Raw genomic sequence first — 23,423 nt, 5'->3', positions numbered from 1 at the left:
GCGATGACCACGAGTTCCCCCTTGAAGCAGACCCGCCAGTTGCTGGCGGACCCGGCGATGACCGAGAGCACGCCCGGCTCGGAGTTCGCCCAGGCGGCCACGCTCGGCAACCCGTCCGACGACGTGACCGTCACCTACCGCGCCTACCTGCCCACGGCGTTCCCGCTGTTCGCCGAACGCCCCCGCTTCACCGTGCGGCAGCTGATGAAGATGGCCACGATCCGCGACGACGACTCCCCGTACGTGCGGGAGCCGCAGCCGGAGCAGGAGCGCGACACCCGCTCGGGCGTCACGTTCGACACGACGCCCGAGTCGGCGTTCCGGCCGTTGCTGGACGAGGCCCGGCTGACCGACATCGGCGTGTCCGTCGCGGTGCCGCCGGGGTTGCTGGAGCACCCCAGGCTGCTGGCCGCGTTCATCGACTACCGCCTGCTGGTCCGGTTCGGCACCACCGAGAACGAGGTGCTGCTGCGCGGCAGCCCCGATGGCGCCGTGCCCGGACTGCTGAACCTCCCGGAGGCGCGGAAGCTCCGTGCCGGTCGCGCACCGGCCGACCTGCTCACGGAGGCCGCCGCGCTGGTCGAGGAGACCGGTGGTTCGTGCGACGGGATCGTGGCGCACAACGCCGTGTACTGGCAGGCCGTCGAGTCCGGGCTGCTCAGCAAGCTCGCGGAGGCGGGTGTGCGGATCGCCCGCACCAGGATGATCCCCGAGCACCAGGTGCTGCTCGGCGACTTCCGCGCGGCCACCACGTTCCTCGACCCCGGTGTGGGGCACCTGCGGTTGCGCCGGGGTGCCGGCGAGGACGGCGGCGACCTGCTCGAAGCCGGCAGCCGGATGGGTCTGGCCGTGCACCTGCCCCAGCACTTCGTGCTGCTGGAGGGATCGGCGTGACGCGGGTCCTCTACCTCACCGGCATGATGCGCTGCGGCAGCACGATGATCGGCAACGTCCTGGGCGAGACGGCGGGTTCGTTGCACGTCGGCGAGCTGCACTACCTGTGGCGCAACGGGGTGCTCGGCCAGGGCACCAACTCCAGCTGCGGCTGCGGTGCCGCGCTGACCGAGTGTCCACTGTGGTCGGACGCGCTGGACGACCGGCGGATCGCGACGGCCGTGGACGCGGTGCAGGCCACCAGGCTGCGCGCCCGGCACACCCCGCGGCGCCTCGCCGAGTCGATCGGCCCGCTGACCGCGCCGCCGGACGTGCGCTGGCTGACCGGTCTGACCGCGGACGTGTACCGGCGTGCCGCCGCCGTCGCGGGCGCCGAGGTCGTGGTCGACGGGTCGAAGTACCCGGCGGAGGCGGCGGCGTTGCTCGGGTCGGGACTAGACGTCCGCGTGCTGCACGTGGTGCGCGACGCCCGTGCCACCACGCACTCGTACCGCAAGGACAAGAGCTACGTCGAACGCATGAGCGCGGCCCGCAGCACCGGGTACTGGACGTCGGTCAACGCCGCGTCCGACCTGCTGGCGCTGGCCGGCCGTTCCCGCTACCTGCGCGTGCGGCACGAGGACTTCTCCGCGCGCCCGGCCGAGGTGATCGGCGAGGTGATGGCGTTCGCGGGCATCGGCGGACCGAACCCCGTCTCCGCCGAGGGAACGGTCGAGCTCGGGGTCAACCACACGGTCACCGGCAACCCCGACCGGTTCCACCGCGGACGCGTGCTGATCAAGGACAACGCGCGGTGGCGGACCGACCTGGACTGGAAACCGCGGGCGTTGACGACGGCGGCGGCCGCGCCGCAGCTGGTGCGCTACGGCTACCCCGTGGTGCCGAGGAGGGCGGAGTGATGGATCTCGGACTCGAAGGCAAGGTCGCCCTGATCGCCTGCGCCAGCAGCGGTCTCGGCCTCGGCGTCGCCACCGCTCTCGCCACCGAGGGCGCGCACGTCTCCATCTGCGGCCGCGATCCTGACCGCCTGGCCGAGGCCCACGGCAAGCTCGAAGCACGGGGCGGCAGGGTGCACAGCGAGGTCGCCGACGTCAGCATCGACGGCGCGGTCCAGCGCTGGATCGGCGGCGCGGTGGCCGAGTTCGGCGGCATCGACGTCGTGGTCAGCCACACCGGCGGTGTGGTGCAGGGCCCGGTCGCCGAGTTCGGCCCCGAGGACTACCGCAGGGCCGTCGACACCGCGCTCATCCCGCACGTCGCCCTGGTCACCGCCGCGACGCCGCACCTGCGTCCGGGCGGCCGCGTTCTGATGATCACCTCGGAGGCGGTCCGGCAACCCATGCCGCACAACGTGTTGTCCGGTGTTGCGCGCCAGGGCGTGCTGTCGTACGCGCGGAGCCTCGTGCACGCCTTCGGGGACAGCGGCACAACGGTCAACGTCCTAGCTCCCGGCTACCACGACACGCCGGCGTTGCGCGGACCGTCTGGAGAGGACACTTCCGCCGCGGCCGCCGAGGTGCCGTTGGGCAAGGTCGGCGACCCGGACGACTTCGGCGCGCTGGCCGCGTTCCTCGCCTCCCGGCAGGCCGCCTTCGTCACGGGCGCGCTGCTGCTGGTCGACGGCGGCAACACGCGTGCGCCGGTGTGACCCCACGAACCCTTTGAGGAGCAAGCAGATGACAGCGGAGTACGTCACCCGAGGGTGGTGGCGCGAGAAGGAAACACTCGTCGACGACCTCCGTCGCGCGGCACGGGGGCACCCCGACCGGCGCGCGGTCGTCGTGTGGCACACCGACGGCGGCGACACGGAGACGCTGACCTACGCCGAGTTGGAACGCCGGGTCGAACGGATCGCGGCGGGGCTCGCCGGGCTGGGCGTCGAGCACGGCGACGTGGTGACGCTGCAGCTCCCGAACTCGTGGCAGCTGCTCGCGACCACGCTGGCGTGCGCCAGGATCGGCGCGGTCGCCGGACCGGTGCTGCCGATCATGCGCAAGCGCGAGCTCAAGTTCATGACGGAGCTGACGAAGAGTCCTGTCTACATCGGACCGGTCGAGCACCGCGGCTTCTCGCACGCGGACCTGAGCGAGGAGGTCGCCCGCGAGGTGGCGTCGATCAGGCATCGGATCCTGATCGGCGTCGCCGGCCACGGGGACGCTCTGGACTTCGACACCGCGCTGCTCGGCGAACCGGGCACCGAGGGCGCGTTCTTCGGCGACACCGAGGGCCGCGAGGCGAAGCCGGACGACCTGGCGTACGTCATGTTCACGTCGGGCACGACCGGTGAGCCCAAGGGCGTGATGCACAGCCACAACACGTTGCACGCCACCAACCGCATGCAGATCGACGCGCTGCGCCTGCGTGACGACGAGGTCACCGCGATGGGCTCCCCCACCACCCACAACGCCGGGTGGACGTGGAACTTCACCATGCCGTTGCTGCTCGGCGCCACGTGCGTGCACATCGACAACTGGGACGCGGACCTGATGCTGCGAATCCTCGAAGAGGAACGCGTCAGCTTCTTCATGGGCGCGCCACCGTTCCTGGTCGACCTCATCGACCGCCAGAAGGAGCAGCAGCGCGACCTGTCCGCGCTGAAGACGTTCGCCACGGGCAGCGCGCCGATCCCGCCCGTGCTGGTCGAGCAGGCCCGCGACGTGCTGGGCTGCCGCCTGTACGCGTTGTGGGGCATGACCGAGAACGGCGCGCCGACGATCACCCGTCCCGAGGACCCGGAGATGCGGGCGGCCGAGAGCGACGGATCCCCGTTGCCCGGCATGGAGGTCCGCATCACCGACGACGACAGGTTGCAGGTGCGCGGCGCCACGCAGTGCCTCGGCTACTTCGGCCGGCCGGAGGTGTACGCGGACAACGTCACCGACGACGGCTGGTTCGACACCGGCGACCTCGCCCGCCCGGACGGCCACGGCGGCATCCGGATCGCGGGGCGGGACAAGGACGTCATCTCCCGCGGCGGCGAGAAGGTGCCCGTGGTGGAGGTCGAGGCGGCGCTGCTGCGGCACCCGTCGATCAAGGACGTCGCCGTCGTCGCCTACCCCGACGACCGGCTCGGCGAACGGGCCTGTGCGGTCATCGTGCCGCAGGGCGAGCCGCCGGAGCTGCCCGCGTTGCGCGAGCACCTCGACGGACTCGGCATGGCCAAGCAGTACTGGCCGGAACGCGTCGAGCACGTCGGCGAGCTGCCGACGACGCCCAGCGGCAAGGTCCAGAAGTTCCGGCTGCGCGAGCAACTGGTCTGAGGAGGCGGACGTGGACTTCTCGTTCACCGAGGAACAACAGGCGCTGGCGGAGAAGGTCAGGGCGTTCGCCGAGGACACCGTGGCCCGGCACGCGGCGCTCGACGACCGCGAACGCACGTTCTGGTCCGGCTTCTTCGCCGAACTGGGCCGCGCGGGACTCACCGGTCTGATGATCGCCGAAGAGCTCGGCGGCAGCGGTCTCGGCGCGGTCGAGGCCGGCATCGCGGTCGAGCAGCTGGCACGGGTGGAGGCGACCGCCTGCTACCCCGTGGTCAACGCGGCCCTGATCGGCGGCATCATCGGCCGCAGCGGCACGACGTCGCAGCGGGCCGACTGGCTGCCCGCGGTGGCGGCGGGCGACGCCGTGGTCGCGTTGGTGCTGACCGAACCCGACCACGGCACGGACGCCGCCGCGATCGAGCTGAGCGCGGAGCGCGACGGTGACGGCTGGGTCCTCACCGGCACCAAGACGTCGATCATGCTCGGCATGCACGCCACGCACGGCCTGGTGTTCGCCCGCACCAGCGACGACGGCGCGCGCGGCGTGACCGCGTTCTACCTGCCGCTCAACCGCGACGGCATCGCACGGGAACGGCTCGACGACCTCGGCGTGCGCGCCGGCGGCCGCGCCACGCTGCGGTTCGCCGGGGTGCGCGCGTCCGACGACGAGATCGTCGGCGGTGTCGGCGAGGGCTTCGGCGGTGTGATGCGCGGGTTCGACCACTCCCGCGCGCTGATCGCCGTCCTCGCCATCGCCAACGCCCAGGCGGCGCTGGACGACGCGTTGGAGCACGCCCGCGAACGCGAGACGTTCGGGCAGGTCATCGGCAAGCACCAGGGTGTCGCGTTCCCGTTGGTGGAGCACGCGACCCGACTGCACGCCGCACGGCTGCTGGCGTTCGAGGCGTTGTGGCGCGCGGACTCCGGGCTCGACCACCGCACCGAGGCGAACATGGCCAAGTGGTGGGCCTGCCGGATCGGGGTCGAGGCCGCCCACCAGGCGCTGCTGACCCTCGGCCACCGCGGCTGGCACGACGACCACCCGGCCAGCCGCCGCGTCCGCGACGCCATCGGGCAGGAGATCGCGGACGGCACCGAGAACGCCACGAAGCTCGTGGTGGCGAGGAAACTGCTCGGCCGCGAATACGCGCCGTGACCCACTGACGAAGAAGGAGGATTTCGTGACCACCACGCTGTGGCTGACCGGGCTGCCCAGCTCCGGCAAGTCGACACTCGGCCGGGAACTGGTCGAGAAGCTGCGCACCGAGCGCAAGGTGCAGCACCTGGACGGTGATGCCGTCCGCAGGGACTTCTTTCCCGAACTCGGGTTCAGCAAAGAGGATCGTACGGAGAACATCCTGCGCATCGGCCGGCTCGCCGCGATGCTGGCCTCGCACGACGTGCTCGCCGTCGTCTCGGTGATCGCGCCGTTTCGCGAGGTGCGCGACCAGGTCCGCGCGGAGCACGAGGACGCGGGCCTCACGTTCGTCGAGGTCTACGTGGACGCGCCGGTGGACGTCTGCGCCGAACGGGACGTGAAGGGCCTGTACGCCAAGGCGGAACGCGGCCAGGTGCAGGCGATGACCGGGGTCAGCGACGTCTACGAGGCGCCCGTGTCGCCCGAGGTGCTCGTCGACACCGCCACCCTCAGCGTCGAGCAGGGCACGGAGATGATCGAACGGGCCCTGGCGCGCTGCGAGAGCGAACGAACCGAGCAGGACATCAGGGAGGTGGTGCTGCGATGAGCGCTCCCGCCAAGGAAAAGGCCGTCACCGGCATCGAGCAGCTGGAGGCCGAGGCGATCCACGTCCTGCGCGAGGTCGCGGGCGAGTTCGACCGGCCGGCGCTGTTGTTCTCCGGTGGCAAGGACTCCACCGTCCTGGTGCACCTCGCCGTGCGCGCTTTCGCCCCGATAGCACCGCCTTTCACGCTCGTGCACGTCGACACAGGGCACAACTTCCCCGAGGTGCTGCGGTTCCGCGACGACATCGTGGAGCGGTACGGGCTGCGGCTGCACGTCGCCGAGGTCCAGGACTGGATCGACCGCGGTGCCGTGAAGGAACGCGAGGACGGTATGCGCAACCCGTTGCAGACCGTGCCGTTGCTCGACACGATCACCGACCAGAAGTACGACGCGGTGATCGGCGGCGGCCGTCGCGACGAGGAACGCTCGCGTGCCAAGGAACGCATCTTCAGCGTCCGCGACAGCTTCGGCCGCTGGGACCCGCGCCGTCAGCGCGTCGAGCTGTGGAACCTCTACAACGGCATGCACTCGCCCGGTGAGCACGTGCGGGTGTTCCCGATCTCGAACTGGACCGAGCTCGACGTGTGGCGCTACGTGCGGGAGCACGACATCGAGCTGCCGTCGCTGTACTTCGCGCACTCCCGCGAGGTGCACATGAGGGACGGCATGTGGCTGACGTCCGGGCAGTGGGGCGGGCCGGCCGAGGGTGAGGAGACCGTCGAGAAGACCGTGCGCTACCGCACCGTCGGCGACGGCTCGTGCACCGGTGCGGTCGAGTCCGACGCGGCCACGGTCGACGACATCATCGACGAGATCAAGGCGAGCCGGCTCACCGAGCGCGGCGCCAGCAGGGCCGACGACCGCATGTCCGAGGCCGCCATGGAGGACCGCAAGCGGGAGGGGTACTTCTGATGACGTCCGACCTGTTGCGACTGGTGACGGCCGGCAGCGTGGACGACGGCAAGTCCACTTTGGTCGGACGGCTGCTCTACGACACCAAGTCCGTTCTCAGCGACCAGATCGACGCGGTGCTGCGCAGCAGCGAGGAGCGCGGGCTCGACAACCCGGACCTCTCGCTGCTGGTGGACGGCCTGCGCGCCGAACGGGAGCAGGGCATCACGATCGACGTGGCGTACCGCTACTTCGCGACGGCCCGCCGCACGTTCGTCCTCGCCGACACCCCCGGCCACGTGCACTACCTGCGCAACACCGTCACCGGCGCGTCGACCGCCGACCACGCGGTGCTGCTGACCGACGCGCGCAAGGGCGTGCTGGAGCAGACCCGCAGGCACCTGGCCGTGATGGCGATGCTCGGCGTCCCGGGCATCACGCTCGCGGTCAACAAGCTCGACCTGGTCGACTTCTCCCAGGAGACCTACGAGTCGATCCGCGCCGAGTTCGTCGCGCACGCCGAGTCGCTCGGTTTCCGCGCCGACCAGATCACGACCGTGCCGATCTCCGCCCTGGCCGGTGACAACGTGGTGACCCGCTCCGACCGAACCCCCTGGTACGACGGGCCGACGTTGCTCGAACACCTGGAGACCGTGACCCCGGACGAACGAGGCTGCGACGTCGGCCTGCGCGTGCCCGTCCAGTACGTGCTGCGCGACGGCGCGACCGACTACCGCGCCTACGCGGGTCAGGTCGCGGCGGGCGAGGTGCGTCCCGGCGACGAGGTCGTGGTGCTGCCCGCGGGAACCAGGTCCACGGTCACGGCGGTGGGCACCCCGGACGGCCCGGTCGACGAGGCGACGACGGGACAGCCCGTGGCACTGACGCTCGCCGACGACCTGCCGATCAGCCGAGGCGACCTGATCGCCGCCGCCGACCGCGTGCCGGAACTCGCCACCGAGGTGACCGCCACCGTCTGCTGGCTCGCGGAAGAACCCTTGCGCCCCGGCGCGCGCGTGCTGCTCAAGCACGGCACGCGCACCACGAAGTGCCGGGTGCCCAGCGTGTCCGCGAAGTTCGACGAGCAGCGCCTGCGCCTCGAACAGTCGCCGGAGTGCCTGGAGCTCAACGACATCGGCCAGGTGCGGCTGGAGGTCGCCGACGCACTCCCGTTCGACACCTACACCGACTGCGTGGCAACGGGCGCGTTCCTGCTCATCGACCCCGACGGCGGCGACACGCTCGCGGCGGGCCAGGTCGGCGACACGCTGTCCGCGGTGACCGGTGATGCCTGACCGCACCCGAGTGGTCGTCGTCGGCGCCGGCGCGAGCGGGACGCTGGCGGCGATCCACCTGCTGCGCGCCGGCGTCCCGCTGGAGTTGGTGCTGGTCGACCGCAGCGGCGAGTTCGGGCCGGGGCGGGCCTACCGCACAGGGGATCCGGGGCACCTGCTCAACACCGCCGCGGGCAAGATGAGCGCGCTGGCGGACGACCCGGGGCACTTCGCGCGGTGGGCCGGGGCGGCGGGGGACGAGTTCCTGCCGCGCGGGGAGTACGGGCGGTACCTGGCGGAGACGCTGCGGGTGGAGGAAGCGGACGCGGTGGCGCGGCACCTCGCGGGTGCTGCCTCGGGTTCACGCGGCAGCGCCGCGGTCCGCCACCTCGCCGACACCCCCACCACCGCGGCCCGGCACCTCGCCGACACCCCCACCACTGCGGTCCGGCACCTCGCCGACTCCACCGCCTCCCGCGACGACGCCTCGGCCCGGCGGGTAGCGGGCACCGCCGGCCCCACCTCCGGCACCACGGCCCGGCACCTCGCCAAGGCCCCCTCCTCCCCCACCAACACCACCATTCGCCACCTCCCCGACACCGCCACCGGCCTGACCTCCCACCCCCACGGCGTCACCGTCGACCTCGCACGAACCGGCCCCGTCCAAGCGGACTTCGCCGTCCTCGCACCCGGCGTCGGCACCACCGACCCGCTGGCCGGCCTCGTCCCGCAGGACTCCCCGCGCTACGTCGCCGACCCCTGGGCCGCCCCACTCCCCCGCACCGGCGGCGCACCCGTCCTCGTGCTCGGCACCGGTCTGTCCATGATGGACATCTCGGTCGCGGTGGCGCGCGACTCCGTGGTGCACGCCGTGTCCCGGCACGGCCTTCTCCCCCAACCCCACCGGCACGGCACCGGCCCCAAGCCGGACCTCCCGGACCCACCGCGCCGCACGACCTCGCTCGGCGAGCTGATGGCGTTCGTGCGGCGCACCGTCCAGGCCCACCCGGACCGCTGGCGGGACGTCCTCGACCACCTGCGGCCTCACACGCACCGCCTGTGGCGCCAGCTCGACGTGCCCGAACGGCGCCGCTTCCTCGACCGGGTCGGCCATTACTGGAACGTCCACCGCCACCGGGCCGCGCCCACCACCCACCGGCGGGTGCGACGGCTCATCGACGACGGCCGGCTGAGGCTGCACCAGGGCCAGGTCACCGCGGTCCGCCCAGCGGACGAGGGGTTCCACGTCGACCTGACCGGGCCGCGCGGCGAGCGGACGCTGACGGTGGGCTGGCTGGTCAACGCCACGGGGTTCCGCCAGGACGGCGGGCCGCTGGTCCGCGGCCTGGTGAACGACGGCACCGCGCGGCCGGACCCGATCGGGCTCGGGGTGCGGACCGAAGCCGACGGCCGGGTGCTGGACGAAAGAGGGGAACCGTGCCGCATCTTCACGCTCGGCGCGCTGCGGCGCGGGGAGCTGTTCGAGAGCACCGCCGTGCCGGAGATCCGCGCCCAGGCGGCCGAGATCGCGGCGACCGTGGCCGCGCACAGGACGAGGTGATGACATGAACGACCTGCTGATGTACCCGGCCTACATCGACGGCAAGGACGTCGAGCACCCCGAGGGCCGCTACGTCCACACCGTCACGGCCCGCGCGGTGCTGGAGGACACGATGCCCGCGCTGGCGCTGAAACGCGATCTCGACGCGGGCAGGGTCGACCCGCGGCAGGCGGGCCCGGCCGTGGTCGGCGGGTGTGCGCTGGCGGACGACCGGATGGCGGTCGACGCGCTGGAGGCGGCGGCGCGGGCGGCACCGGAGTGGGCGCGGACGTCGCTGGCCGACCGGCTGGAGATCGGCGCGCGCATCGGCGAACGGCTGCGCGAGAAGCGTGACGAGATCGTGGAACTGCTGGTGGCAGAAGGACAACCGCGTGATCTCGCCGGGCCGACGCTCGACGAGTACTGGATCGCCGACTTCAGCTCGGAGACGCTGTCGTTCTGCGCCTCGCAGATGCAGACGAGCAAGCACCGCGGCCGTGGTGGGCACGCCACGGTCCGCCGGGTGCCGGACGGCGTCGTCTGCGTCAACCCTCCGCAGAACGCCTCCACGCCCAACGCGCTGTTCGGCGCGACGGCACTGCTCGCGGGCAACGCCGTGGTGATCCGCGCGCCCCGGGGCGTACCGCTGGCCACCACGCACGCGCTGCGCGAGGTCGTCGTGCCCGTGCTGGAGGAGGCCGGCGCGCCCACCGGCGTGTTGAACATCCTTTGTGGACCACCGATGACCGACCTGTGGCTGGAAAGCCCGCACGTCAACGACATCGTCTACGTCGGCAGCAGTGAGAAGGGCCTGGAGTTCGAACGGGCCGCCGTCGCCGCGGGCAAGAAACCCGTGCTGGAGCTCGCCGGCAACGACTGCGTCGTGGTGTGGGCCGACGCCGACCTCGACGCGGCGGCGGCGTCGATCACCGAGAACTTCCGGCAGTCCGGCCAGATCTGCAACATCCCCAACCACGTGATCGCCCACCCCGCCATCGCGGACGCGCTGCTGGACCGTCTCGTCACCGCCGCCGCGAACACGAAACCCGGCTACCCCGACGAGTCGGGTGTGGTTCTGACGCCGGTGCTCATGGCGGAGCAGCACTTCGCCGACATCGCGGACGCGGTGCGCCGGGGCGCGCGCCTGCTGCACGGCGGGCGACGGCTCGAAGTCGACGGAACACCGTCGGACACCGGGTTCTTCGTGGAACCGGCGGTGCTGCGGATCAACGGACTCGACCTGGCCCGGCGCACCCCCGCCGTGCGCGAGGAGACGTTCTCCCCGCTGCTGCCGGTCGTCGTCCCGGAGGAGCACGACGGCCTGTTCGACGAGGTGCTGGAGTTCGTGTGCGCCAACCGCTACGGGCTGCGCAACTCGTTCTGGGTGGAGGACGAACGACTCGTCGCCGCCATCACGGAGAAGGTGACGACCGGCGGGGTCGTGAACGTCAACGACTCGCACTCGGCGTTCCGGCCGTTCCTGCCGACGCACGGCGGCACCGGCCTGACCGGCGGCGTGTTCGGCGAGGCCAACTACCTGATGCTGCGCACCACCCACCTGCAGGGCGTCAACGTGAAACGGGGAGGAGCAAGGTGATGAAGGAGCACAGCGTCGCACTCAGGACGCCGATGCCCGCCGACGAGGTGTTCGACCGCTTGCTGCGCCCCGCGAACTTCAGCGGGGCCGGCATCGAGTCCGTCGAGCCGTCCGCCGAAGGAGACCGCTACGCGCTGCGGTTCCGCGGCGGCCTCGCCAGGTGGACCCAGCGCACCGAGGCCGACCGCGCGGCACGCGTGCTGCGGTTCGCCCAGGTGGACGGGGACTTCGTGGACTTCGGCGGCAGCTGGGAGGTCACGCCCGACGGCACCGGCAGCCGGGTCGTGCACCGGGTCTCCTTCCGCACCAGCGTCCCGCACCTCGCGGGGGCGATCGAACCGATGATCGCGCGAGTGCTGTTGCGGGCCGCCGCGGACGTGGTGTCCGGACTGGCCGGGACCGCGGAGGTCGTCGAGGGCTCGCTGCACGACGAGGTGCCCGGCGAGAGGACACCGGTCGCCGCCTACGCCGCCCCGTCCGCGGGCGCCGCACTCGAACCGACCACGATCGAACGCCGTCCGCCCGGCCCGCACGACGTCTCCATCGCCATCAGGTACTGCGGCGTCTGCCACTCCGACGTCCACCAGGTCCACGGCGACTGGGGCGACGGGACGTTCCCGATGGTGCCCGGCCACGAGATCGCCGGTGTCGTCACGGCGATCGGCACCGACGTCACGAAGCACGCCGTCGGCGACCGCGTCGGTGTCGGCGTCATCGTCGGCTCGTGCCGCGAGTGCGCGATGTGCGAGGAAGGCCTGGAGCAGTACTGCGAGGACTCGGTCGAGACCTACGCCGCCACGGACACCTACCACGGCGGCGGCCCCACCCACGGCGGCTACTCGACGCACATCGTCACCGACGAGCACTTCGTCCTGCGGATCCCGGACTCCCTGCCGCTCGAAGCGGCCGCGCCGTTGCTGTGCGCGGGCATCACCACCTACTCGCCGCTCAAGCACTGGAAAGCAGGGCCGGGCAAGAAGGTCGCGGTGCTCGGCCTGGGCGGTCTCGGCCACCTCGCCGTGAAGATCGCGCACGCCATGGGTGCCGAGGTCACCGTGCTGTCCCGGACCCTGTCCAAAAAGGACGACGGGCTCGGCCTGGGCGCCGACCACTTCCACGCCACGGACGACCCGGCGACGTTCGACCTGCTCGCCGGCACGTTCGACCTCATCGTGTGCACGGTCTCCAGCCGCCTCGACGTCGGCGCCTACCTGGCACTGCTGGCCAACGGCGGCACGATGGTCTACCTCGGCATCACCGACGAGCCGCTGGACGTCAGCGTGTTCTCACTGCTGCGCGGCCGTGCCTCGCTCGCGGGGTCGCAGATCGGCGGCATGGCCGAGACGCAGGAGATGCTCGACTTCTGCGCGCGCCACGGGATCGGCGCCGACATCGAGGTCGTCGGCGCCGATCGGCTCAACGAGGCGTTCGACCGCGTGCGGCACGGTGACGTGCGGTACCGGTTCGTGGTGGACGCCTCGACGTTCCAGTCGTGAGCGGTCAGCGCGTGCCGAAGTCCTGCGTCCAGTAGTGGCCGTACGTCGTGCCCTGCCGGTACGCGTAGCCGACACCGATGTCGCGCAGCGCGCAGTTCAGGATGTTCGCGCGGTGCCCGGAGCTGTTCATCCACGACCGCACGACGGCGGCCGCGTTCTGCTGCCCCGCGGCCACGTTCTCGGCGGCCCTGGTCCAGCGGGTGTAGCCGGCGCGTTCGATCCTGGTGACGAAGTTGCTGCCGTCGGAACCGGTGTGGCTCATGAAGTTCTTCGCGGCCATGTCGGCGGAGTGGCGCTGCGCCGCGGTGTTGAGAGCCGCGTTCGCCTTGAGCGCGGGGCAGTTCACCTTGGCGCGCTCGGCGTTGGTCAGGGCGATCACGTCGTCCTGCACCGCCGCGGAGGCCTGCGGTGCGAGGGTGGCCGCCAGCGCCAGTGTCGCGGCGGCGATCAGGGAGGTGCGTAACGCGAACATCGTTGTTCTCCTGTGCAGGGAAGAGAAGGGAGCCGGGGCTGACCCCGGCTCCCGCGGTTGTCAGCGGATCAGACGATCTGCCAGGTCACGTTGATGATGCCGACCGAGGTGTTGGCCAGTGAGGAGAAGGCGGGCTGGCTGAGGTCGATCTTGTTGCTCGCGCAGCTCGGGCACTTGTCCTTGATCGGCACCGTGATGGTCTTGCCGTTGTAGGTGACGCGGATCGACTTGCGGCACAACGGGTCGTTGTTCGGGTTGGGCGTGGTCCACAGGGCGGCAGGGGCCGCGACCAGCATTTGCGTACCCGCGTTGATCTGCGTGCCGCAGGCGCCGTAACCGGCGTCGTTGTACCAGCTGGCGGTGCCGCTGACGGCCGAGGCGGTGCCGGAGAAGACGAACGACAGGACCGCGGCCGACGCGAGGGCGCCGAGCACCTTGACAGCTGACTTCATGATGTTCCCCTCAGGAGTTGAACGTGACCTTGAAACCCGAGCAGTTGCCGCACTGGTACACGGTCTGGTTGCCCGGCTCGGTGTCCTGCTTGGACCACGCGTAGGCCTTGGGGCAGCGGGACTTGATGGTGTTGCTGTAGTCGGTCTGCGCGTCGCGGTTGGGGTTGACGCAGTTGATGCGCTGACCGTTCGCGCCGTACTTGACGTACGCGGGGTTGCAGTAGGGCAACAGGTTCTCGGGGCACCCGGCGGTACCGCACGAGGTGGAGCCCGGTGGTGGGGACGCGTTCACCGGTGTGATGACCACCGGCACGGAGAAGGCGTTGACGTAGCTGACGTTGTACCAGGGTGCGAGCCGGTCGCGGGAGTCGAAGTTGAACTCCGCGAGGCTCGCCGGCTGCTCACCGGTGACGCACCGGGCGGCCTGGACACCGCAGTCGCCCACCGCGCAACGGAAGTCCACGCCCGAGGTCCCCGTGCAGCCCGTGCGGGCGAAGAACTTGCCGCGCCAGTGGCCTGGCGCCGAGGTCTCGGGGATCGTGATGGTCGCGGACTGGCCGCTGCGCAGCGTGGGCATGTTCGTCAGCACCTGCGAGCCGTCCGCGTTGACGGTGCTGCCGACCCAGATCGTCTGGCCGGTGTTGTTGACGAAGGTGACCGTGTGGTTGATCGCCGCGCTCGCCGTGGGCACGGCGAGTCCCGCGACGGCGAACGCCAGTGCGAACACCGCGGCGATCGAACGGCCCAGTAATCGTGTGAGCATCTGCGGGCTCCCTCCTGCGCAACCGGTGCCGGCGCACCGGATGTCGTCAGGAGTCCACGATCACCCGGAGTAGCCGCCCGTGACTCCACGGTGAGTCCGCAAAGTTCCGGTCCATCTGGTGACCTGCAGTTCACGCCGGCCCGACAGCCCGAGCTTGCGGTAGACCCTGGTGAGGTGGAGCTCGACGGTCCGGGTCGCCATCGCGAGCTTCGTCCCGATCTCCCTGTTGTTCAGCCCCGTGCGCACGAGCCGCGCGACCTCGGCCTCGACGGGCGTCAGCACCGGGCCACCCGACGCGTCCGCACACCCCACGACCTCGTCGACCCGGCTGACGAGCGCGGTGTCGCCGATGTCGAGTGCGGTGGCGCGGGCCAGCGCGTAGATCTCGCACGCCGCCGCCTGCCTGCCGTGCGCGGTGAGCCGATCGGCGTAGTCGCACAGCACCTCCGCGAGCTCCAGCCTCGCGTGCGCCATCTCCAGCAGGCGGATCGCACGCTCGTAGGTCGTGAGGTCCTCGCCGTTCGGCGCACTCGCCCGCGCGACCGCCGACAGGCTCCGGCCGAGGGCCCTGGGCTCGCCCCAGCGCGCCGCGGCGGCGTGTTCCTCCATCGCCAGGCGCAGGGCTTCCTCGTTGTCGCCACAGGCCAGTGCGGCACGGGAGGCGTGGGAGCGCCACTGCAGCACGCCGGGGTTGACGACACCGTCCTCGGCGAGAGCCCTGCCGCACGCGAGATGCGCCTCCAGGGCGTCGTGCGGGCGGTCCGTCGCCATGGCCACCGTCGCCGTGGCGGAGAGCAGCAGCGAACGACCGGGGTGTCCGGACTTGATCCTCGCGTCGACGTCGTGGGCGACCAGCAGTGCCTCAGCGGCGCGCGCTTCCCCTCTGGCGACGAGCAGTTCCACCTTCCACAGCAACGCGACCGAGCGGATCTCGTCCGCGATGCCGTTGTGCCGCAACGTGGCGAGCAGTGAGGAACACCTTTCGAGATCACCTGTGTGGCGCGCGACGCACGCACGGGCGAGCAGCACGCACTCCGCCATCACCCGGTCCCCTGGACGTTCTTCCAGCAGCGACAGGCTGTGCGTGTCGGCGGCGACGAGTTCACCCGCGCAGACCAACGTCCCCAGCGCGCGGGACACGCACAGTGGGTTCGCCCTGCACACGGGAGACGCCAGGGCGGTCTCGGCCGCCTGGACGGCCTCGGTCCAGTTCTCCCCCGCCGCGAGCAGTCCCACCGCGACGGCCGCCGCGCAGTCGTGACCGGGATCGGCCGACCAGCGGCTCATGCGGTGGGAACGAACGCCCGCCGAAGCCCCGGCCTGCCCGCCACTCCCATCTTGCGGTAGACGGCGGTGAGGTGGAACTCGACGGTGCGCAGGGTCAGGCACAGCTCCGCGGCGATCTCGCGGTTCGACTTCCCCGCTCTGGCCAGCAGGGCGATTCTGCGTTCCTGTCTGCTCAACGCGGACTCACCGTCGTTGCGCAACAACCGCGACGCCAGCACGTTCGCCGCGTCGATCCACTGTGGACACAAGTCGGACGCGGCTTCACGCAGGCGCCGGGTGTGCTTCCTGGCGCGCTCGACCTCACCGCGTCCCAGCAGGAGCTGCGCCAGGTCGTGACGGGCCCGCAACGCCTCGTCGGCGGTCGAGGCCCGCCCGAGGTAGGCGATGGCCTCCTCCAGCAGGACGTCGTCACCGCGCGCCAGGGCGCAGGCGTGCAGGCCGAGCCCGATCCCCCTGGGCGCTCCCCACCGCCTCGCCGCCACCAGGTCCTTGTCGGCGCAGATCCTCGCGAGCACGAGATCTCCCGCGTCGAACGCCGCGAGGGCCGCAGAAGAGCGCCACGGCAGCACCGCCGGGTTGACAACACCCCACGAGGCGAGTTGCCGCCCGCATTCGAGGAACTCGTCCAACGCACCGGCGCCCTGCCCCTCGGCCAGCAGTAGCCGCCCCCGCGCGAAGTACAGCTCGGCGCTGTCCGGGTGCTCGGCCAGCACACCGGCCAGGCGTTCGGACTCCAGCACGGCACGCGCCCTGTCCGGCTCCCCGGCCTCGGTGAGCGCCAGGACGAGCCACGCGACCGCCACGGCCCTCAGTCGCGCGTGCACACCTCTGCCCAGCGCGCCGTCCAGCAACCGGACCGCGGCACGGGGATCGCCGCGCAGCAGCATGATCCGTCCACCGAGGAGGTCGTGGACGTCCCCGCGACCGGCCTTGGACGCCCAGATCCGGTGCGCCGCCGCGACTTCGTCGGCGTAGGTCAGCACCATCAGCGCCTGCCAGAACGTTCCGGAGTCCCGCGTCCCCACCGCCGTCAGCGCACGCAGCGCGGCGTCGACCGCCTCTTCCCGTCCGGCACCCAGGTTCGCGGCCTGGACGGCGCGAAACGAGAGCGCTCTCACACCTCGGGACCACCGGCCGTTCCTGGGGCTGCCGGGCAGGTAGGCGAGCGTCCCCGGCTCCAGTTCGCCGGGCCCGAGCGCCACCGCGTTCCCGGCGAGCCGGTCGGCCTCGTTCCAGCGCCCGCTGCGGACCAGTGCGAACCGTTTGCGGCGAATGTCGTCGAGCGGGGCGCTGTTCGTCATTTCGACGGTGTCCTTCCCGGCCGGCCAATCGATACGCGGGATACCTCCCGGAATCCGTCTCATATGGACGGTGACCTGGTCTGGACCTTACCGGGAAACGCTTCCCGTTTGAACCGGGACTTTTCGCTTCTTCGCCTCTTGGCAAACTCGGATTGGAGGAGTATTAAAGGGAAATTGGCGAGACTAACCACCGAAGAGCGCGGCGCAGTGCTCGGCGAACGCGTGCGCCCGGCGCGTCAGCGGACCACCGGCAGCCCACCCCAGCACGACGGGCGTGGTGGGCACGACGTCGCGCAACCGCACCGCCACCACCTCCAGCCCCTCGTACGACGAGCTCACCGCCGGCTGCTGCACGGTGATCGAGTAACCGAGGCCACGAGCCACCAGCGAGCGTGCCAGCTCGAAGCCGCGGGCCCGGTGCGTCACCACCATCTCCACGCCCGCGGCGGCGAACACCGAGCGGAAGTAACGTTCGCTCGGCGGAACGTCCAGCAGCACGAACGGATCGCCGGCGAGTTCGCGCAACGCCACCGCGCGCCGCCGGCGGAACCGGTGCCCGGCGGGCAGGAGCACCTTGGGCGACTGGTCGTACAACGTCCTCGTCGCGATGCCGGGCACCAGGTCCTGGTCGTAGAGGAACGCGATCTCGCACCGCCCCGCGACCAGGTCCTCCCCGATCTCCGGCAGGCTCCCCTCGACGAACCGGACCGACACCTCCGGGTGCGCGCTCTCGAACGTCGCGATCGCCGCGGGCAGGTGGAACGGCGCGATCGGCGCGTAGCAGCCGACCGTCAGCACGCCGCTGACCTGCGAGCTCAGCCCGCGTGCCTCCACGCCGAGATCACCCATCGCCCCGACCACGCGCCGGGCGTCCGAGAGCACCCGCGTGCCCGCCGCCGTCAACGCGGCACCCCTGCGCGGAGATCGCAGCACCAGCCTCAGGTCCAGCACGCGTTCCATTTCGCTCAACGCCAGCGAGATCGCGCCCTGCGAGACGTGGCACCGCGCGGCGGCGGACGTCAGAGAACCGGTCTCCGCCACCGCGATCAGGTATTCGAGCTGCCGCAGCGTCACGTTCGGCAGATTCATGAGTCGAGCTTATAACTGACCGAAGAAACTTGAACTGGCCAAAAGAATGTGCCGCGGGCATCGTCGCAACGGTGACCCGACCGCACACCCACCCGTTCGTCCCGTACGCACCACCCCGTCTGCCGATCGAGGAGGGACTCGACCGCGGCAGGGCGTTGCACCGGCTGCTCGACGCACGCCGGTCCGTCCGCTGGTTCTCGCCGGACCCCGTGCCGGCCGAGGCGATCGAACTGGCCGTGCTCGCCGCGAACACCGCCCCGAGCGGCGCGCACCAGCAGCCGTGGCGGTTCGTCGCCACACGGAACCCGGACCTCAAGCGCCGCATCCGGCACGCGGCCGAGGAAGAGGAACGCCGGTTCTACCACGAACGCGAGCTACCGGACTGGCACGCGGCCCTCGCCCGGCTGGAGACCAACGCGACCAAGGAGTTCCTGGAGGTCGCGCCCTGGCTCGTGGTCGCGTTCGCGCAGAAGCAGCAGAACGGCAAGAAGACCTACTACACCAACGAAAGCGTCGGCATCGCGTGCGGCTTCTTCATCGCCGCGCTGCACTCGATGGGTCTCGCGACCCTGACGCACACGCCGAACCCGATGACGTTCCTGACCGACCTGCTCGGACGGCCCGGCGAACGCCCGTACGTCCTGTTCCCGATCGGCTACCCGGCCGACGACTGCGAGGTGCCGGACCTGCGCCGCAAACCGCTCGGTGAAGCACTGACCTTCACCGACGGGCTTGCCTGATCGTCCCACCACCGGGGAGCATCAGTCCCCGTGGACGAACTACGCGCGCTGATCTCCAAGCACGCCCGCCCGGACCTGACCACGATCATCGACGACGTCCTGGTCTCCCGGACCACCGTCGGCGGCCCGCCCGCCCCGTCGATGACCGGCACGATCCTCGCGTTCGTCGCCCAAGGCCGCAAACGCATCGCATTAGGCGACCGCGTCTACGACTACCGGGCGGGCCAGTACCTCGTCGCGTCGATCGACATGCCGATCACGGGCAACTACGTGGACATCGGCCCGTCCGAACCCGCGCTCGGCCTCGGCCTGGTCCTGCGGCCGGACAAGGTCGCCGAACTGCTCCTCGCCCACGACCTCCCGAAGGCCACGGGCACTCCCGAGGGCCTGGCCGTCAGCGACGCCTCCCCCGAGCTCCTCGACGCCGTGACGAGGCTCGCCCGCCTGCTCGACCAGCCGAAGGACGCGCGGGCGCTGGCCCCGTTGATCAAGCAGGAGATCCTCTGGCGGGTCATGACCGGCGAGCAGGGCGCCGCCGTGCGCGCGCTCGGCGCCCAGGACAGCGGCCTGAGCCACATCGCCAGGGCCGTGAAGTGGATCAGGGAGAACTACGCGGAGTCGTTCAGGGTCGAGAACGTCGCGCGCATCGCGGGCATGAGCGAGTCGGCGTTCTACCGCAACTTCCAGGCCGTCACGGCGATGAGCCCGATCCAGTTCCAGAAGCAGATCCGGCTGCAGGAGGCCAGGTTGCTGCTCGCGACGAACCCCGACGTGACGAGCGTCAGCCACCGCGTCGGCTACGACAGCCCGTCGCAGTTCAGCCGCGAGTACCGCCGCCAGTTCGGCGCACCGCCGAGCAGGGACGCGAAGCTCAGGCTCCTGCCCGCTCTCTGACGTTCAGGTACACCGCGCGGACCTCCAGCGTCCGCTCGACCTTCTCGATCACGGGCGCGAAGAACTGCCGCCGGTGCTCGGCGTCGCTCATCGAGATCACCGAGAAGTACATGCTGCCGAACGCCGCGAACAGCGTGGCGTTGCGCAACATCGCCGACGGCAGGCCGGGGATCTTCGACGGTTTCGCCGGCGAGCCGATCCACTGCTCGGCGATCTCGGGCGTCACCACGATCAGGCCGAGCACCACGAAGAACGCGAACAGCGCGAGCCCGATCACCGCGGCCTGCACGAGCTGCCGGATCGCGAGCATCACCAGCAGGTTGCGCGACTGCCGGCCGTTCAACCGCCTGGGCGGCAACGCTTCGGTGATCTCGACACCGGCCAGCGGCGTGCCCTTGCAGGCCACGCTGAGGATCTCGGGGCGCAGGTCCTGCTCGACCCTGCCGATCTCGTCGCGCAACCGGGCCGCGGCCGCCAGCACCGTGATCGCGGCGAACAGCAGCACGATCAGGCTGACCCTCGGCCACGGCAGCTTGTCCATCGCCTGCCACAGCTCACCGGTGAAGAACAGGAACAGCGTCACGAACAGCATCGGCGGCAGCGCCCTGCCGATCAGGTGCACGCTGTTGCGCAGGTCCGCGATCACGTGCCGGATGGCGGCGCGCAGCAACGATCCCAGCCCGTACGTCGTGGCGAGCATCGTCGCGACGAACGCCGCCCCGAACACGAGGACGAACCACACCAGGGCCACCCACACCGAATCGGTCTCCCGATCCCCGTCCGGTGCCTTGAACCGGATGTCGATCGCGGACTGGACCAACGGCGTGATGATCGGTATCGCCGCGTACACGACCAGCAGCAGCACGGTCATGCGCGGCGAGAAGTTCGGCATCCGCCGCACGAACAGCGAGAGCAGCACCCAGGCCGACACCATCACCGCGACGATCAGCCCGAGCAGCACCCACCGCGACAGCCCTGCGGACTGCTGCAGCACCAGCCACGCGAGGCTGCCCGCCGCCACGAACGTCAGCGCGGGCAACATCCGCGGCAGTACGTGCGACCGGAAGCCGTACCCCTCGATCATCGTCGGCGCGCCCTGCCGCACGAACCACTGCTCGGTCCGCCGCACGACCGTCTCCGAAGCCACGGCGAGGATCATGCCTCACCGCTCGAACAGGCGCGCCATGATGGAGTAGTAGTGGGTCGGCGTGATGCGGGCGAGCGCGTCGAACACGTAGGCGTCCGGCCCGACCAGCACTCGCGACTTCCCGCGCTCGACGCCGCGGTGGATGATCTCGGCGGCCTTGTCCGGCGTGGTCAGCGCGATCCGGTCGAAGTCCGTGGCGATCTGCTCCAGCGACCGGCCGTTCTCGTCGAGCTCGGCGTGGATGCGGCCGTTGCGGATGATGTTGGTCTTGATGCCGCCGGGGTGCACCGCGACGGCCGAGACGCCGGTGCCGCGCAGTTCTTGGCGCAGCGAGTCGGTGAAGCCGCGCACGGCGAACTTCGCGGCGCAGTACGCGCTCTGCTTCGGCATCCCGCACAGCCCGAACACGCTGGAGGTGTTCACGACGACGCCGTAGTTCTGCTGGACGAGCTGCGGCAGGAACGCCCGCGTGCCGTTCACGACACCCCAGTAGTTGATGTCGAACAGCCAGGAGTCGTCCTCCACCACGGAGTTCAGCACCGTCGTGGAGGTGGCCACGCCCGCGTTGTTGAACACGGCCGCGAGCGGCAGGTCGAGCCACGCGCGCACCTCGTCCGCGAACGCCCGCACGTCCTCGGCGTCGCGCACGTCGAGAACCCTGGTCAGCACCGGGCCCTGCAGCGAGGCCGCGGTCTTCTCCAGCTCGATCTCGTTGACGTCGGCGATGGCCACGGGCGACCCGTGCCGGGACAGCCGCCGCGCGAGGCTGCGGCCGATCCCCGAGGCGGCCCCGGTGATCACCGCCGGACGTCCTGAGATCTTGCGGACCATGTGTCTGCTCCTGTCGTCGAGGACGGCGGAGCCCCCACGTTAGCCGCGCAGTTCGGGGAACTGGTCGTCGCGCCACTCGCCCGTACCAGCGCCGCCTTCCTCCTCCCGCGTGCGCAGGTCGACCCGGCGGATCTTGCCGGACACGGTCTTGGGCAGCTCGAAGAACTCCAGCCGCCGGATCCGCTGGAACGGCGCCAGGTTCTCGCGCGCGTGCCGGAGGATCTGCAACGCCGTCTCGCAGTTCGGCTCCCAGCCGGGGCTCAGCGCGACGTACGCCTTGGGCACCGCGAGCCGCAGCGGATCGGGCGCGGGCACCACGGCGGCCTCGGTGACCGCCGGGTGCTCGATCAGCACGCTCTCCAGCTCGAACGGCGAGATCTTGTAGTCCGACGCCTTGAACACGTCGTCCGTGCGCCCGATGTAGAACAGGTAGCCGTCCTCGTCGCGGCTCGCGATGTCGCCCGTGTGGTAGTAACCGCCGGCCATCGCCTCGGCGTTGCGCTCCTCGTCGCCGTGGTAGCCGACCATCAACGACATCGGCCGCTGCGCCAGGTCGACGCAGATCTCGCCCTCGTCGGCCCGCTCGCCGGTGATCGGGTCGACCAGCACGACAGGGACGCCCCGCAACGGCCGTCCCATCGAGCCGAGCTTCACCGGCGCGCCCGGCACGTTGCCGACCGACAGGGTGGTCTCGGTCTGCCCGAACCCGTCGCGGATCGTGAGGCCCCACTGCTTCTGGACCTGCTCGATCACCTCGGGGTTGAGCGGCTCACCGGCGGCCACGACCTCGCGCAACCCGCCTGGCCCGCCGCTGAGGTCGGCCTTGATCAGCATCCGCCACACGGTCGGCGGCGCGCAGAAAGTGCTGACGCCCTTCTCGCGGATCTGGCCGAGCAACGCGGCCGCGTCGAACCGGGCGTAGTTGTAGACGAAGATCGTCGCTTCGGCGATCCACGGCGCGAAGAAGCAGCTCCAGGCGTGCTTGGCCCAGCCGGGCGAGCTGATGTTGAGGTGCACGTCGCCGGGCTTCACGCCGATCCAGTGCATGGTCGTGAGGTGGCCCGCCGGGTACGAGACCTGGGTGTGCTCGACCAGTTTCGGACGGCTGGTCGTGCCGGAGGTGAAGTACAGCAGCAGCCGGTCGTCCGGCGCCGTCTCCGGGTGCGGCACCGGGTCGTCCGCCGCCTGCGCCGTTTCCGCGTAGTCCAGCCAGCCTTCCGCCGTGCCGCCAACGCTGATGAGCACGGGTCCGGCCGCGAACTTGCCCGCGTCCTCGACGCGCGCGATGACGTGCCGCACGGAACCCCGTCGCAGCCGGTCGGTGAGGTCGGCCGGTCCCAGCGCGGTGGTCGTCGGCATGATCACCGCGCCCAGCTTCATCACCGCGAGCATCGACTCCCACAGCTCGGCCTGGTTGCCCAGCATGATCATCACGCTGTCGCCCCTGCCGACGCCGTGACCCGCGAGCCAGCGCGCGACGCGGTTCGACCGGCGGCGCACCTCGTCGAACGAGAAGGCGCGCTCGGAGCCGTCCTCCTCGACGATGTGCAACGCCGTGCTGGAGTTGCCGTCGGCGATGACGTCGAACCAGTCGTGCGCCCAGTTGAAGCTGCCGTCGAAGCTCGGCCAGGCGAACGCGTCCGGGTCGCTGAGCATCAGGTCGCGGGCCGCGCGGTAGGTGTCGTGACTGGACATGTCGGAGAGGGTGGGAGCGCCGGCGCCGCAGGTATACCCCCGATCGGGGGTATACC

The 23,423-nt window shown here is 70.9% G+C and carries 22 protein-coding genes and 1 pseudogene; 14 read left to right on the top strand and 9 right to left on the bottom strand.

Annotated elements, in window-relative coordinates:
• The first annotated feature begins 3 nt into the window (after positions 1 to 3).
• The 12 genes and pseudogenes from ACFWN2_RS31540 to ACFWN2_RS31485 all read left to right on the top strand — a co-directional run bounded on the left by ACFWN2_RS31540 (position 4) and on the right by ACFWN2_RS31485 (position 12,696).
• The gene (locus ACFWN2_RS31540) at positions 4 to 894 is read left to right on the top strand and encodes a family 3 encapsulin nanocompartment shell protein (RefSeq protein WP_382433624.1); all 891 of its coding nucleotides are present in this window, start codon (positions 4 to 6) and stop codon (positions 892 to 894) included.
• Positions 891 to 1,793 carry a hypothetical protein gene (locus tag ACFWN2_RS31535; protein ID WP_382433622.1) on the top strand — a complete coding sequence of 301 codons (903 nt, stop codon included), beginning with the start codon at positions 891 to 893 and terminating at the stop codon, positions 1,791 to 1,793. The genes ACFWN2_RS31540 and ACFWN2_RS31535 overlap by 4 nt, the downstream gene beginning before the upstream one ends.
• Positions 1,793 to 2,542 (top strand): SDR family NAD(P)-dependent oxidoreductase, encoded by a 750-nt coding sequence (locus ACFWN2_RS31530; RefSeq protein WP_382433620.1) that lies wholly within the window; start codon positions 1,793 to 1,795, stop codon positions 2,540 to 2,542. The genes ACFWN2_RS31535 and ACFWN2_RS31530 overlap by 1 nt, the downstream gene beginning before the upstream one ends.
• A gap of 28 nt (positions 2,543 to 2,570) precedes the next feature.
• Positions 2,571 to 4,154, top strand: coding sequence for an AMP-binding protein (locus tag ACFWN2_RS31525; RefSeq protein ID WP_382433618.1), 1,584 nt, complete (start codon positions 2,571 to 2,573; stop codon positions 4,152 to 4,154).
• Positions 4,155 to 4,164: 10 nt separating this feature from the next.
• Entirely contained in the window at positions 4,165 to 5,310 is a 1,146-nt protein-coding gene (locus ACFWN2_RS31520; RefSeq protein ID WP_382433616.1) for an acyl-CoA dehydrogenase family protein, read from the top strand.
• A gap of 4 nt (positions 5,311 to 5,314) precedes the next feature.
• Positions 5,315 to 5,899 carry an adenylyl-sulfate kinase gene (cysC, locus tag ACFWN2_RS31515; protein ID WP_382433710.1) on the top strand — a complete coding sequence of 195 codons (585 nt, stop codon included), beginning with the start codon at positions 5,315 to 5,317 and terminating at the stop codon, positions 5,897 to 5,899.
• Positions 5,896 to 6,810, top strand: coding sequence for a sulfate adenylyltransferase subunit CysD (cysD, locus tag ACFWN2_RS31510; protein ID WP_382433614.1), 915 nt, complete (start codon positions 5,896 to 5,898; stop codon positions 6,808 to 6,810). The genes cysC and cysD overlap by 4 nt, the downstream gene beginning before the upstream one ends.
• The gene (locus ACFWN2_RS31505) at positions 6,810 to 8,084 is read left to right on the top strand and encodes a sulfate adenylyltransferase subunit 1 (protein WP_382433612.1); all 1,275 of its coding nucleotides are present in this window, start codon (positions 6,810 to 6,812) and stop codon (positions 8,082 to 8,084) included. Before cysD ends, ACFWN2_RS31505 begins: the two co-directional genes overlap by 1 nt.
• Complete coding sequence (locus tag ACFWN2_RS31500; protein ID WP_382433610.1) at positions 8,077 to 9,624, top strand: FAD/NAD(P)-binding protein; 1,548 nt, start codon at positions 8,077 to 8,079, stop codon at positions 9,622 to 9,624. Before ACFWN2_RS31505 ends, ACFWN2_RS31500 begins: the two co-directional genes overlap by 8 nt.
• A gap of 4 nt (positions 9,625 to 9,628) precedes the next feature.
• Positions 9,629 to 11,200: an aldehyde dehydrogenase family protein gene (locus ACFWN2_RS31495; protein WP_382433608.1), complete on the top strand. Its 1,572-nt coding sequence runs from the start codon at positions 9,629 to 9,631 to the stop codon at positions 11,198 to 11,200.
• Positions 11,200 to 11,592: pseudogene (locus ACFWN2_RS31490) on the top strand (SRPBCC family protein); the annotation flags it as partial. The gene ACFWN2_RS31495 and the pseudogene ACFWN2_RS31490, both read left to right, overlap by 1 nt.
• Positions 11,593 to 11,622: 30 nt before the next feature.
• The gene (locus ACFWN2_RS31485; protein WP_382433708.1) at positions 11,623 to 12,696 is read left to right on the top strand and encodes an NAD(P)-dependent alcohol dehydrogenase; all 1,074 of its coding nucleotides are present in this window, start codon (positions 11,623 to 11,625) and stop codon (positions 12,694 to 12,696) included.
• 4 nt (positions 12,697 to 12,700) lie between these two features.
• Here the strand turns inward: ACFWN2_RS31485 and ACFWN2_RS31480 are convergent, their stop codons facing one another.
• The 6 genes from ACFWN2_RS31480 to ACFWN2_RS31455 form a co-directional block, all read right to left on the bottom strand.
• Positions 12,701 to 13,168 carry a CAP domain-containing protein gene (locus tag ACFWN2_RS31480; RefSeq protein ID WP_382433606.1) on the bottom strand — a complete coding sequence of 156 codons (468 nt, stop codon included), beginning with the start codon at positions 13,166 to 13,168 and terminating at the stop codon, positions 12,701 to 12,703.
• Positions 13,169 to 13,236: 68 nt separating this feature from the next.
• Entirely contained in the window at positions 13,237 to 13,620 is a 384-nt protein-coding gene (locus ACFWN2_RS31475) for a cysteine/serine endopeptidase inhibitor (protein ID WP_382433604.1), read from the bottom strand.
• A gap of 10 nt (positions 13,621 to 13,630) precedes the next feature.
• A complete protein-coding gene (locus tag ACFWN2_RS31470) occupies positions 13,631 to 14,383 on the bottom strand; it encodes a thaumatin family protein (RefSeq protein WP_382433602.1) in 753 nt (250 codons plus the stop codon).
• A 60-nt stretch (positions 14,384 to 14,443) separates the two neighbouring features.
• Positions 14,444 to 15,670, bottom strand: a complete 1,227-nt coding sequence (locus tag ACFWN2_RS31465) for a LuxR C-terminal-related transcriptional regulator (protein WP_382433600.1) — start codon at positions 15,668 to 15,670, stop codon at positions 14,444 to 14,446.
• Entirely contained in the window at positions 15,667 to 16,971 is a 1,305-nt protein-coding gene (locus ACFWN2_RS31460) for a LuxR C-terminal-related transcriptional regulator (RefSeq protein ID WP_382433598.1), read from the bottom strand. The genes ACFWN2_RS31465 and ACFWN2_RS31460 overlap by 4 nt, the downstream gene beginning before the upstream one ends.
• A gap of 183 nt (positions 16,972 to 17,154) precedes the next feature.
• Positions 17,155 to 18,060 carry a LysR family transcriptional regulator gene (locus tag ACFWN2_RS31455; protein WP_382433596.1) on the bottom strand — a complete coding sequence of 302 codons (906 nt, stop codon included), beginning with the start codon at positions 18,058 to 18,060 and terminating at the stop codon, positions 17,155 to 17,157.
• A gap of 71 nt (positions 18,061 to 18,131) precedes the next feature.
• On the opposite strand from ACFWN2_RS31455, the gene ACFWN2_RS31450 reads away from it, so the two are divergent.
• Positions 18,132 to 18,800 carry a nitroreductase family protein gene (locus ACFWN2_RS31450; RefSeq protein ID WP_382433594.1) on the top strand — a complete coding sequence of 223 codons (669 nt, stop codon included), beginning with the start codon at positions 18,132 to 18,134 and terminating at the stop codon, positions 18,798 to 18,800.
• Between the two features lie 30 nt (positions 18,801 to 18,830).
• The gene (locus ACFWN2_RS31445) at positions 18,831 to 19,694 is read left to right on the top strand and encodes an AraC family transcriptional regulator N-terminal domain-containing protein (RefSeq protein WP_382433592.1); all 864 of its coding nucleotides are present in this window, start codon (positions 18,831 to 18,833) and stop codon (positions 19,692 to 19,694) included.
• Here ACFWN2_RS31445 and ACFWN2_RS31440 read toward each other — a convergent pair.
• Genes ACFWN2_RS31440 through ACFWN2_RS31430 form a run of 3 tightly spaced genes read right to left on the bottom strand, consistent with a single transcriptional unit; the run spans position 19,672 to position 23,367 of the window.
• Positions 19,672 to 20,841, bottom strand: coding sequence for a hypothetical protein (locus tag ACFWN2_RS31440; protein WP_382433590.1), 1,170 nt, complete (start codon positions 20,839 to 20,841; stop codon positions 19,672 to 19,674). The two genes, ACFWN2_RS31445 and ACFWN2_RS31440, sit on opposite strands and share 23 nt — an antisense overlap.
• Before the next feature lie 15 nt (positions 20,842 to 20,856).
• Complete coding sequence (locus tag ACFWN2_RS31435; RefSeq protein ID WP_382433588.1) at positions 20,857 to 21,672, bottom strand: SDR family NAD(P)-dependent oxidoreductase; 816 nt, start codon at positions 21,670 to 21,672, stop codon at positions 20,857 to 20,859.
• A 39-nt stretch (positions 21,673 to 21,711) separates the two neighbouring features.
• On the bottom strand, positions 21,712 to 23,367 hold the full coding sequence (locus tag ACFWN2_RS31430) for an AMP-binding protein (RefSeq protein ID WP_382433586.1): 1,656 nt from the start codon (positions 23,365 to 23,367) through the stop codon (positions 21,712 to 21,714).
• Positions 23,368 to 23,423: the final 56 nt, after the last annotated feature.

The sequence above is a fragment of the Lentzea sp. NPDC058436 genome (assembly GCF_042721515.1).
Classification (GTDB): domain Bacteria; phylum Actinomycetota; class Actinomycetes; order Mycobacteriales; family Pseudonocardiaceae; genus Lentzea.
Note: the sequence above shows the minus strand (reverse complement) of the source record. Positions and strands in the feature narration are given on the sequence as shown.